Below are 12098 nucleotides of genomic sequence, written 5' to 3'. Positions count from 1 at the left end.
CAGTTTTCTCCCAAAATTGCCCATATATTGATAGTATACCTCAAAATGAGAAAAAACGCATTCTTTTTTTCTATGGAAGAATTAATTTTTGACCTGCAACAATTTTATTTTCATCTTCCAAATCATTAAGTTCACATATTTCCTTTAACATATTTGCATTCTGATATTCTTTTATACAAATACCAAACAACGTCTCACCTTCCTCAACAACATAAACCTTCTGATTGCCCACTGCCGCGGCTTCCGTTTCTTTAACCGTCTCTTGCGGGGATTCAGTTGCCGGATCCTCAGACTTTGCTGCCTCGGTGATATCGGAGGCGTTCGCATTCACATCCGGTACCTCTGTTTCCGATTGAATTGTATTATCTCCTTGTGAAATGGTTTCAGACATTGTCTCTTTATTTACCGCAGTGGTAGGAGAAACCTCACCCTCTGCTTCCTCAATTAGCACCCCTGTTTTTTCCTTGCTATCTTGTTTTTCTTTCTTTTGTCCGATCAGGATTTTTTCTGCTTTTGCCGGAATGGCTGAAACAATCACACTCTCCATATCCCTCATTTTTTCATAATTGTTAAACATAACAATTCCGCCAGCTAATATGACGATTGACATGGCCATACACATGCCACGGAGAAGCCCGGTGGTCTGATGCCTGTCCGTCGCTTCTTCCTTATGATCGTCCATCCGCTTGCGGAATTCTTCAATTACCTTATCATTTGTATCGGTTTCGATACGTTTTATATCTTTTCTCTGAACCATGTAGTCCTGCATCATCTGATTTCGTTCATAATAAATGCTATAGCCCAAGAGCTTATAAAATCCATCCTCTGAGGTTACGTAAATCGCCTCATCCCCATCAGTCCCATTGCTTAAATACATCAGCTTGTTGGGTCCTCCAAAATACTGAATATGCTGTTTCCAGTAATTAAGAGGACTTAGATCCTCCCCAGGACGGCCACATAAAAACCAACCCTGGATAGAACGCTTCGGAAAATTATGGTCCATATTCTGAGAGGCTCTCTTCCAAGAGACTTCAGTAAATGTCACTCGTTTTCCTGGTTCTGTTACCTCCTCCATCTCCAAAGCTCCGTCAATGAAAATATATGGCGTTCCATCGTTTATCTCGATATTACCTAACAAAAGACCAACACGAAGCTGTTGTCCACCCGAAGGATACAGATGTTTTAGATACGTATTTACATAATCTTCCACGTACAGTTTTACAATCTGATCCCGTTCCCCAATCTGTCGAATATTTTTCGGCAGTTTCGGATAGGGATCGTATAATTCACCCATTGGCTCACCCCGCTATTCTTATTAATCCAATGAATCATAGCATACCAAAATTGCAAATCGTGTCAAAGAAAGTACGAGTTATCCCATAACTTTTCGACAAGACAAATACTGCGGCTAATGCAGTCTGCCATTCTCATAACAATTGACAGCCGAATGCTCTGAAGCATAAGCGGATCATAATTACTCAAACTACCAACAATTCCGGTAATAAAAATATCCCCTACCGCACGCAATTCTTTGCTTACACCAAGTCCTGGTTTTAATGCCCCCCTTCCTAATGTCACGTATCCGATGTGCTCCATATTCCCCACAGAAGCATCCACAGCGACTACCACATAATTCGGGTATCTGATTTTTAATATCGTTTGATAAGTCTCTAAATTCATTGCATGGACCGGACGTTCCAAGGTTCCAATCACCTCCAAATGTTCCAATCCTTCCTCATTTAATTTGTACCCAATCAAGGGGCCAAGGCTGTCTCCTGTGGAACGGTCCGTTCCAATGCATAAAAAAAGTACGCCTGCTGTTTTTCCATTTCTTCCCTCTAACCCAATCATTTCGTATAATCTTGTAGCAAACTCTTCTTCCTGAAAGGATTGCTTGGTATCATAATAAAAAACGTCCCGGTTTCCCCGGATCGAAATTTTTTCCCATAATTTCATAATATCCTGCCCTTGCTGTCCTTATTTTCTCTGTTCTATTATAAGCCGGCATTTATGGAATTATTCACCACATCGTCCTTAAAATTCTATCACTCAAACAAGAAAATGCAGGAAGTGGGCATTGCATGCCCGCTTCCTGCACTTTCTAATTATTCGCTCAGATTATTATAAAAATTTTTGGCTTGACTAATTGTTTCCGCTTTTCCCATTCGTATAATATCCGCCAGCTTATCTAAAATTTCCGGAGTCATAAATTCTTTCCCAATATAGGATGCGTAGTTATCATTGATAAAAAGAGTCTGTTCCTTTACCCTGATTTGTGCTTCCTTATTATTCTCCACTGCAGTCTCATACTCGTTCTCAAGCTGCATAATCTTTTCCTTCTTTGCATCTGCAATCTCATCTGAGATGATGGTGCGGGTTACCTTGTCAAATGTATTTAATGCTTCCATCTTATGATCCCCTATATCAGCAAGGTCATGTTCAACCTGAGCAATCTCATCATCATACTTTTCCAAATTATAAAAAGTTTCGTTCCGATCCTTTCGAATGGACCGAACAATCAAGCGAATCATTCGCTTATTATCCTTCACCTGATTTTTTATCATACGCCCTTTTGTCAATGCCCTTTGATGTTTCACCTTTGTTTTATTGTTAATCAAAATATAAATACCACCAAAAAATAAGATAGCAGCAAAATAAATCATGACCAGGTGCAAAACCGTAGGTTTCGGAATCAGATAATAGACCCCATAAGGAATTACTAAAAAGCAAAGCATTAAAGTCACAAATAAGGTCGTAAATTCTCCAAACCCTTTTGGTAAATAAAGCGAATAAAACCAATTAGAGCGGCAGAAAACAGGCACTTGTTCCTGTTTAAAAAAATTCTTCATCTCCAAAAGCAGGTCCTTATTTTTACTTTTCAGTTCTGATGTTTCCTCCTGAATTCGCTCTTTTATTCCTTGATTTTTTGCTTTTTCCCGCTGAGCCCTTACCCTCTTTAGGTGTTCTTGTTCCTTGGCAATCTCCCTGTCATACGTTTCACTGATCTCTTCCATTCGTTTCTTTACCGTAAGGCTAATGGCATCGGTCACAGCCTTTCTTTCTGTTTCTAGTTCTTTTGAAAGACTCTTTTCTTCCAGACGAAACTTTTCCAACAAACTCCTGCTAACCGATAATTCCTGAACTGCCCTGCAGGCCTCTCCAAGAAAACCAACCTGATCCGTTATAGGCTGTGTCATCTTTTGTCTTCCTCCTTCGGTTTTTCCTAGGATAATTTTACCATAACTTTTTCTGTTTTACAATCTCATCGCATTTTCATCCTTGCCAATTTCCTAAAGATAATGCTATAATCGTTCCATTAGGCAACTATATGATATCCGATTACTTCAGAAGGGAAATCAATTATGTTTCGTATGTGGGCAAAAATAATAAAAGACAACCGAATCCTTAAAGATACTGTAATTTGTATCTCCGATTACAGTCTTTCAAGAACCAGTATGGTTTTTCAATCCTTAGAGGATATCTGCTATCAGTTTGATCTTGGCAAGCCTATCTGGCTTGATGCCACAATCAAAGAATTTAAAAGACATGACAAAGCACGCTTTTACCAGGATAATTTTATTGAGTCAATGGAATTTGATTTTCTTGAGATTCAGGTAATTGAAGAATAGATTGAAAGAAAGACCAGCCTTTAACAGAACGTTAAGACCGGTCTTTCTTATAATGAAAAACGTCTCTCCTTACTGGCCTACAGCATTCATATCAATCTCGGTATACCCATCAAGGTTCGGAGCGGTAATTTCCAGAGATTGACCTGGATTTACATAATTAATATCGGAATCAATTATCATGGAAATTGTTTCTCCCTGCACCGTCATATCCATGGTCATTTTCATCTTCTGCTTAGAAAAATACCCCTCCTTATTAATGGTCGCTTCCCCGCTGGCATCTTTAATATCATAAGAAATACCCTCAACTTCAGTTCCAAGTTGTGAAATAAGGTTGTTCACATATGTGCTTAATTTATCTCCATCTAACGTATAGGTAAATACGTAATTATCCCCATCTTTTTTATTACTTAAGTCCGACATGTAGGAAGAATCCATATTCCCACCATCTACGGATTGTCTGACCTTTTTCATCAACTCCTCAATATCCATAGCATACTTTATCTTCTGTCCCATGGTATCCGTATAATAATAACCATTCTCATAATACATGCTAATGGCTAAATCCTGTCCCATGACGGAAGTTGTTCCCTCTGCTAAATACTTCATCGCATCCGAATTTACATCTGTCATCTTCAACTTCAAATCCATCTTAATCTCTGATTTTTCCTCTCCCTGAGACATGGTAAGATTTGTAAGAGAATCTGCTTCAATATCAGAAAGTTCCGATGTTTTTTTCAAGGCATCGTCATAAATCAACTTTGGATCTTTTGGTCCTTTGCATGCCGTGACAGACAAAGCCGTAACCACTGCCATTAAAATCATAATATACTTTTTCATAATATCCTCCTTCACACATTTACAGTTACACATTAGAGTATACTATAGATAGTAAATTATAAAAAATTACAATTTTCTTAACATTAATGATATAAACAAGCACCATCACCATTCCATTAAAAAACGGCATCCCAGTACAGACTATTCACTAGTTTGTACCAGAACACCGGTATCATGCATGATTTTACTTTAATCGTTCTAAAAGCACTTCTCTTTCCTTCTCATATCCAGGTTTTCCAAGAAGAGCAAACATATTCTTCTTATAACTTTCTACCCCCGGCTGATTAAAGGGGTTTACTCCCAGAATATAACCGCTGATTCCACATGCGTATTCAAAGAAATAAAACAGCTGACCTAAGCTGAACTCGTCTTGCTTTGGAATCTTAACCATAAGATTGGGGACATTCCCATCTGTATGGGCTAGAATGGTTCCGTTCATGGCATTCTTGTTTACGAAATCAACACTTTTGCCAGCCAGATAATTCATTCCATCCGTATCCTCTTTCTCTTCTTTTAAAAGAATCTCTGCAGAAGACTCTTCTAAATTCAATACGGTTTCAAACATAATTCTTGCACCATCCTGAATATACTGTCCCATGGAGTGGAGATCTGTAGTCAAATCTACGGCAGCCGGTAAGATTCCTCTCTGATCTTTTCCTTCACTCTCTCCAAAGAGCTGCTTCCACCACTCTGAGACATAGTGAAGGCTCGGCTCATAATTTGCCACCATCTCAACTGTCTTGCCTTTTCTTAAAAGGATATTGCGAACCGCCGCGTAACGCAGTGCACCGTTTGTCTCATAAGGTGCGTTCTGTGCTTCCTCTCTGGCCGCTGCTGCACCAGACATCAATTGATCAATATCAGCACCGGATACTGCAATTGGAAGTAAACCAACGGCTGTAAGCACGGAAAAACGTCCGCCTACGTCATCTGGAACCACAAAGGACTCGTATCCTTCCTGATCCGCCAGGTTTTTAAGCGCTCCTTTGGCCCGATCCGTAGTGGCATAAATTCTTTTATTTGCTTCATCCCGACCATACTTTTCTACCAGCATGTCCTTAAATACACGGAAAGCAATTGCCGGTTCTGTGGTGGTACCGGATTTGGATATAATATTAACGGAGAAATCTTTCCCAGCCAGCACATCTTTTAGATCACTGATGTATTTGCTGCTAATGCTGTTTCCAACAAAGTAAATCTCCGGAGTTTTGCGTTTCCCTTTTGGTAATTCATTATAAAAGCTGTGGGTTAAAAATTCGATCGCTGCTCTTGCACCAAGATAAGAACCTCCAATTCCCACAACGAGCAATACCTCTGAATCTTTTTGAATCTTCTCTGCTGCCAGCTTGATTCTCCGGAACTCTTCTTTCTCATAATCCACCGGAAGATCAATCCATCCAAGGAACTCATTCCCTGCGCCAGATTTATTCTCCAACACTTCTTTGGCGCACATCACAGTGGATTTCATATGATCCATCTCTTCTGCTGATACAAAGTCTGTTACCCTGGAATCATCAAAAACTAAATTACCCATTGCCCATATTCTCCTTTTCCTTTTTCAGGTTCTTCTCTGCCTGTTTAGGAAAATTATATCATAGAACGCATTGAAATGCGACTTTATTTTCTGATTCTATCCAAACGCTTACGTCAAATATTCTTGTAGAATTTCTCCAATAAGCTTTAATTCATCCGGATTTAATTCCTTAAGCCAATCTTCTCCCTGACGGTTTTCCCTCCCTTTTTCACGACTTACTGCAATTTGTTCTAGACTATGTTTTAGATAATCAGTATCCCGAATGGAACGTTTCTTTTCTGGGATTTCCTCCACTTCATTGTGGATAGGTACTTGCTCTGGTTCTTCCTTATACTCCTCCATCACAGATTGTTGTGACCGATTTTTGGCTCTCAGTCTTCCATTTCTACGTTCCGCCTTTTTATCGGCATTTGTTTCATGCTCCGTATCATTTCTGGAATTCGAAGAATAAAGGGTCCGGATATTTTCCCGAGGCTCCAAACGAGGACCTCGTATCAAATGAGAATCTTTTCTCTCCTGATCAAGCCGGTAAATCAACGTATTTTCCAAATAGTTGTCAAGTGCGGCAAACAACTGCTGCCTTTTTTCTGCTACACCTGTCCCATGTTCTACCAATATGGTGAAAAGTCCTGCCATTATACCTACGGAACCATATAATACGATATAATAAGGATCCGTCCGGTACCAATATGCCCCAAAGGCCGCCGCACCTCCTCCTAAAAAACACCACAGTGTCATTTGACTGGAGAATAAATTCCAGCCGTGAAGCGTAACTCCCATATATTTAAAATCATACATCTGCCTTTCCAAATAAGGCTTTACCTTGGGAATCCCCTGATTGATCTGATAAGTATTCTCCGTCTTCTGTTTAAACGACCGAAGGTTTTTGTTTTTGGTAAGTGTTAAGTTGTCCGATTCTTTTATCAATCTTTTGTAGAGGTTACGTGTCAGCCATCTGGTTATAACACCAATGCCGCAAAAAGCTGCCAGCACGTATAATGCTTTGCCTGTCTGTAAAAATTCCAGCATAATAATAGCTCCCCTTTCTTCCCGGCATCTCCGGGTGATAGGTCTATTATAAACACCCGGACCGTCTTTGGGAAGATGAGAGAGCCTAGAATCGTTCGTCAAATGGTTACACAATTCGATTCTTAACTTAATATGAATCCCCTTCTGCCATTGCTAGAATTAGCTTCACCGAATGCTTTACTGCCAGCTTCTCAAACTCGCTATAGTCCATACCAGCACTGTTATCCGCCTTATCTGAAATAGCTCGAATAATAAGGAACGGAATGTGGTTTAAGTATGCGGTTTGTGCAATCGCTGCGCCTTCCATCTCCGTACAAGCGCCCTGAAAAGTTTTAAAAATCCAGTCTTTCTTAACCTGATCGGAAATAAACTGATCCCCTGATACCACTCTTCCTGTAAATACTTCAATCTCAGGATTCACTTTTTTACAGCATTCATATGCCAGATTACGGAGCGATTCATCTGCCGGGAAGGAGAATTCTTTCATCTGTGGAATCTGTCCTACCGGATATCCAAATCCAGTGGCATCCATATCGTGGTGTACCACATCGGTGGACAGAACCACGTCCGCAATATTGATTTCATTTTTTAGAGAACCTGCAATTCCTGTATTGATCACAGCATTCACATGATAATGGTCCACCAAAATCTGTGTGCAAATGGCTGCATTCACTTTTCCGATACCGGAACGAACCACGACTGCTTCCTTTCCTCTTAACAATCCTTTATAAAACTCCATTGCTGCTATGGTTTCTACATTGACGTCTGTCATTGTTTTTTTTATTTCAGCAACTTCAACGTCCATTGCTCCTATGATTCCTAACATATCGTTCCTCCTTGTTGATTCTTTCTATTTAAATAACTATTTTTAATTATAACGGAAAGTGTACCTTGAGGGAAGAACTTTTTCAGCTTGCTAATTTAACCATGCACTTTTATATTATTCTTTCTTATTTAATGCCTTTATGGACACCGCAATTGATACACAAACAAATACGATTAATACACAAAAAGAAAAAATGTAAATTCTCCCGGTTTTGAAACTCATTAAATATTTACTTATATTGATATTTAATTTTTTAAATAGATATGCAAGGAAAGTGGGGATTGTAACAAAGATGATTAAAAAATATTTGCTTTTGTTTGTACCAAATGCAAAAGATACGGGAATGATTAAAGCATTGTAAATTATAATGACAACAAAGGCCATTACAATATAAAAAGCACTTAATTTTTTTAGAATAATTATGGACACGATCCCATGAACGACTCCAGCAAAGGATGCCAATACAAAGGCTAAAAGATATTTACTGAATGCTGCAGCTTCCGCACGAATCGGCATAGACATTAATGTGTTTTTCCAGTGAGTTCTTTCATCCCATTCCATGGTGGTCTGAATTTGCATCGCAACTAAAAAATCGAATACTGTTAAAATTATAAAGATAGAATAATTAGGATTATTTAAGGATACCATTAGAGGGGGCATAATTGCAATAAAATAAATGGGAGATAAACTTTTTACGATTAATAACATATCTTTTTTTAATAATCCAATCATAAACATGCCTCACCTTCAATATAAAAATGCATAATATCATCAATCAATGGAACTCTCTTCTCTCTAAAAAATTCTTTTTTTTCATAATCGCTCTTTACCAATAAAACACACTTGTGATCAAACTTTAAAATTCTTTCCATTCCTTTTTTAGGTAAACTGTTATAATTCTGTAGATCACACTCATAGATAACATAGTTCCTGTGTAAATCATCTACTGATTTACGAAAAGCTATTTTCCCTTCATGTAAAACAAGAAACTCATCTGCTATATCCTCTAAGTCACTCGTTATATGGGTCGAGAAAAAAACAGTAGCACAATTTGACTTTACATAATCTTTTAAGATTTGAAGAATTGTATTCCGAACAATAGGATCTAAACCAGAAGTTATTTCATCAAATATTAATAAAGAAGGAGAATAGGATAATGAAATTGCAATCATTAATTTGCTCTTCGTCCCTTTCGACATGTCTTTTATTTTTTTATTCAATGGAACTTTAAATTGTTTTAAATAGTCTAAATATTTTGTTTTATTCCATTTTTTATAAATTGATTTCATAATACTATTTATATTCTTAGCCGTAAAGCAAGAATGAAAAAAAGATTCGTCATTATAAAATCCAATATTTTGTTTTATATCATTCTCATACTCAATGTTGTCTTTTCCGAATATTTCTATTTGTCCATCCTCTCTTCGTCTTTGATTTAGGATCAGACTTAGCAAGGTTGTTTTACCTGCACCATTTTCTCCTACCAAACCAACAATGCTCCCCTGACGGATTTCAAAATTAATATTTGACAAACTAAAATCATTATACCTTTTTAGCAGATTCGTGATTTTTAATACTGGCTCCATACTTCATTCTCCTATCCTGATAAGATCAGAACAAATCATCCATTGTTACTTAATGATGTTATTTTAAATTTTGATTGTTTTTATTATTAATGCTTTGTCATTAATAATATATAAAGATTAAAGCACAAACAAAATATATTGTCAATGCCACTCTCCCCCTATTGACACTGCCTTTTATTTTCGTTATAATTTCTTCTAGTTTCTAACCTAACTAGAAGTCTTGACAAACGGAGGGATCTTGCATGAATTTTAAAACAAATGGAGTATGTTCCAAAGAAATTAAATTTGAAGTAGATGGTAATAAAGTAACTAACGTTCAGTTTGTAGGCGGATGCTCCGGAAACACACAGGGAGTATCCCGTCTGGTTGAAGGAATGGATGTGAATGAGGCAATCACACGTCTGGAAGGAATCAAATGTGGATTTCGTCCATCTTCATGCCCCGATCAGCTTTCCCAGGCCTTAAGAGAATATCAAAAAAATGTAGATTAACGCAATTACTTACTAATATTATGAAAAACACGAAAACAGACTGATCCTAGTTTGTTCTCGTGTTTTTTATTTGTAATCCCCTTTCTTCATTCATTTTAGTTACATGTTTTTAACTTATTTCAAATAACCTTGAAAAACATTGACAAGTTGTATTAATTATTTTACTATGTATTTACAAATAGTGCAGTCAATATGGAATGTACCAAAATTCTAGCGTTCTGTAAATTTGTTTTTTCTTTGCTGGTAAACCTAGACCAATCACGGTTTGGGTATCTAGATAGAAAGAAAGGGGTTAATATGAGAAAAGAAAGAGTAAGAAGTATCAATTGGATCATTGCCACATGCTTTATGATTGCAGCCTTTTGCTGTTTTCATCCGATACCTGCCGATGCGGCAACTACCTATTATTACGTATCGACAAACGGAAATGATTCCAATCACGGACAATCAAAAGACAGACCATTTAAAACTCTAGACAAGGCACTTAGCAAAGCCAATGCAGGAACTACAATCTTTTTAATGAATGGTACCTATTCATCTTCTTCCACTTATAAGTTGAAGAAAAACGGTACCAGTAACTCTCCGATTAAAATCTTAAATTACAGCGGACATAAGCCTGTTGTGGATTTTTCCAAGCAGCCATACGCAGACAGTTCGAGAGGGTTCCAAATTACAGGTAACTACTGGATCATCTCCGGTCTAACAATTCAAAACGCAGGAGATAACGGAATCCATATCAGCGGTAATTATAACCGGATACAGGATTGCTTTATTACCAAATGTGGTGATACTGGGTTACAGATGAGCAACGGTGCCTCTTACAACCGGGTCATACGAGTAACTTCAACCTATAATTTTGATAAAAAAACCAACGGTGAAAATGCCGACGGGTTTGCCGCCAAATTGAAAATCGGACCTGGAAACCAATTTGAGAATTGTAACGCATATCATAACTCTGATGATGGGTTTGATTTTTATGACGCAGGCAACGCAGTAAGAATTTATAACAGTGAAGCCTCATATAACGGCAAAGGGGACGGCAATGGACAGGGCTTTAAAGTCGGTGGAAACTTTACCAGTGACAACCATTATTTAGAAGGCTGTGTTTCGACTGGGAACCGGAAAAGAGGATACGATCAGAATAATAACAGAGGTAGCATCACACTGAAAAACTGTACTGGTACCAACAACGGAGTAAACTTCTATTTTCCCAAAGCACCAGCCTCCGGAAAACATACGTTCACGGGCTGTATCTCCAAAGGGGGAAAGAATAAGGATGTCATTGTAGGAGCTAACATATCTGGCTGTTCCTTTCAGACAAGATAACATCTGAAGATTTATTAAAAAAGCATGCTGCAAACGATTATAACAGTTTACAGCATGCCTTTTTTTTACCTTACAGCCACAATTACCCCACCCAATTACCGATCCATCATCTTAGCAAATGCCACTCCCACCAGGGTGGAAATCAACGTCGCTATGAGTGCAGGTCCAACCACTGCCGCAGGATTTGGGCTTCCGTACTGGCTTCTATAAGCAATTATATTGACAGGAATTAGCTGCAGAGAAGATATATTAATGATTAGAAACGTACACATTTCATTATTGGCACTTCCTTTTGGTACCGGCTTTCTTTTTTTTAAGGAAGCAGACGAAGTCTTTCTCCGCTCTTCCTCTAACTCCTTTAATGATTCCATTGCTTTTAATCCGGCAGGAGTAGCCGCCCAGCCCAGCCCTAAAATGTTGGCGATAATATTCGTGGAGATATACTCTAATGATTTGTGCTCTCTGGGTATCTTGGGAAATAAAAAGTGTAACAAAGGTCCCATTTTTGCTGACATTCGCTCAATCAGGCCTGATTTTTGTCCGATTTCCATAATTCCTGTCCAGAAAGACATAATGCCAAGCATGGTGATACAAAGCATTACCGATTCTTTCGCAGAAGTCAGAACTCCATCGGTAACCGCATTTAAGTTCCCGTGAAGTGCACCCCATAAGACTCCAGCCAAAATCATAAAAGCCCAAAGATAATTTAACATCTTCCTTTGCCTTTCAAGCTCTTTTCATTATCTTATTCCCATCTTTTCAAGGTTATGTAACAATCTTTAAATGGAGCGTTTGTACGCTTCGTTGAGGATATAAATATCCCACATCAGCAAGTTTTCT

13 protein-coding genes are annotated in these 12098 nt (G+C 38.1%); 3 read left to right on the top strand and 10 right to left on the bottom strand.

Translation table 11 applies throughout. The annotated features are described in order from the left end of the window. Positions 1-70: 70 nt before the first annotated feature. From EFT72_RS15810 to EFT72_RS15800, 3 genes are all read right to left on the bottom strand, one after another. Entirely contained in the window at positions 71-1294 is a 1224-nt protein-coding gene (locus EFT72_RS15810; protein ID WP_124067884.1) for a LysM domain-containing protein, read from the bottom strand. A 62-nt stretch (positions 1295-1356) separates the two neighbouring features. Beyond that, positions 1357-1956, bottom strand: coding sequence for a spore protease YyaC (gene yyaC, locus EFT72_RS15805; RefSeq protein WP_124067883.1), 600 nt, complete (start codon positions 1954-1956; stop codon positions 1357-1359). A 149-nt stretch (positions 1957-2105) separates the two neighbouring features. Next, positions 2106-3197 carry a hypothetical protein gene (locus EFT72_RS15800; protein WP_124067882.1) on the bottom strand — a complete coding sequence of 364 codons (1092 nt, stop codon included), beginning with the start codon at positions 3195-3197 and terminating at the stop codon, positions 2106-2108. A gap of 165 nt (positions 3198-3362) precedes the next feature. Between EFT72_RS15800 and EFT72_RS15795 the strand changes: the two genes are divergently transcribed. Beyond that, complete coding sequence (locus EFT72_RS15795) at positions 3363-3629, top strand: hypothetical protein (RefSeq protein ID WP_124067881.1); 267 nt, start codon at positions 3363-3365, stop codon at positions 3627-3629. A gap of 69 nt (positions 3630-3698) precedes the next feature. Here EFT72_RS15795 and EFT72_RS15790 read toward each other — a convergent pair whose 3' ends face one another. The 6 genes from EFT72_RS15790 to EFT72_RS15765 all read right to left on the bottom strand — a co-directional run bounded on the left by EFT72_RS15790 (position 3699) and on the right by EFT72_RS15765 (position 9441). After that, positions 3699-4466 (bottom strand): DUF6612 family protein, encoded by a 768-nt coding sequence (locus tag EFT72_RS15790; protein ID WP_124067880.1) that lies wholly within the window; start codon positions 4464-4466, stop codon positions 3699-3701. Positions 4467-4650: 184 nt separating this feature from the next. Beyond that, a complete protein-coding gene (locus EFT72_RS15785) occupies positions 4651-6000 on the bottom strand; it encodes a glucose-6-phosphate isomerase (protein ID WP_124067879.1) in 1350 nt (449 codons plus the stop codon). A 108-nt stretch (positions 6001-6108) separates the two neighbouring features. After that, complete coding sequence (locus tag EFT72_RS15780) at positions 6109-7029, bottom strand: hypothetical protein (protein ID WP_124067878.1); 921 nt, start codon at positions 7027-7029, stop codon at positions 6109-6111. A 127-nt stretch (positions 7030-7156) separates the two neighbouring features. After that, positions 7157-7855 (bottom strand): 5'-methylthioadenosine/adenosylhomocysteine nucleosidase, encoded by a 699-nt coding sequence (locus EFT72_RS15775; RefSeq protein ID WP_124067877.1) that lies wholly within the window; start codon positions 7853-7855, stop codon positions 7157-7159. 114 nt (positions 7856-7969) lie between these two features. Next, positions 7970-8587: an ABC-2 transporter permease gene (locus tag EFT72_RS15770; protein WP_164473188.1), complete on the bottom strand. Its 618-nt coding sequence runs from the start codon at positions 8585-8587 to the stop codon at positions 7970-7972. Then, a complete protein-coding gene (locus tag EFT72_RS15765; protein WP_124067875.1) occupies positions 8584-9441 on the bottom strand; it encodes an ABC transporter ATP-binding protein in 858 nt (285 codons plus the stop codon). Before EFT72_RS15765 ends, EFT72_RS15770 begins: the two co-directional genes overlap by 4 nt. A 242-nt stretch (positions 9442-9683) precedes the next feature. Between EFT72_RS15765 and EFT72_RS15760 the strand changes: the two genes are divergently transcribed. Both EFT72_RS15760 and EFT72_RS15755 read left to right on the top strand, forming a co-directional pair. Next, a complete protein-coding gene (locus tag EFT72_RS15760; RefSeq protein ID WP_124067874.1) occupies positions 9684-9932 on the top strand; it encodes a TIGR03905 family TSCPD domain-containing protein in 249 nt (82 codons plus the stop codon). Positions 9933-10229: 297 nt separating this feature from the next. After that, complete coding sequence (locus EFT72_RS15755) at positions 10230-11258, top strand: right-handed parallel beta-helix repeat-containing protein (RefSeq protein WP_124067873.1); 1029 nt, start codon at positions 10230-10232, stop codon at positions 11256-11258. Between the two features lie 95 nt (positions 11259-11353). On the opposite strand, the gene EFT72_RS15750 is transcribed toward EFT72_RS15755, so the two are convergent. Beyond that, positions 11354-11971, bottom strand: a complete 618-nt coding sequence (locus EFT72_RS15750; RefSeq protein ID WP_124067872.1) for a nucleoside recognition protein — start codon at positions 11969-11971, stop codon at positions 11354-11356. Positions 11972-12098 lie beyond the last annotated feature (127 nt).

The sequence above is a fragment of the Clostridium sp. E02 genome, from assembly GCF_003833015.1.
Taxonomy (GTDB): Bacteria; Bacillota; Clostridia; order Lachnospirales; family Lachnospiraceae; genus Lacrimispora.
The sequence above is the reverse complement of the archived record's forward strand: the minus strand, read 5'-3'. Positions and strand labels throughout refer to the sequence as shown.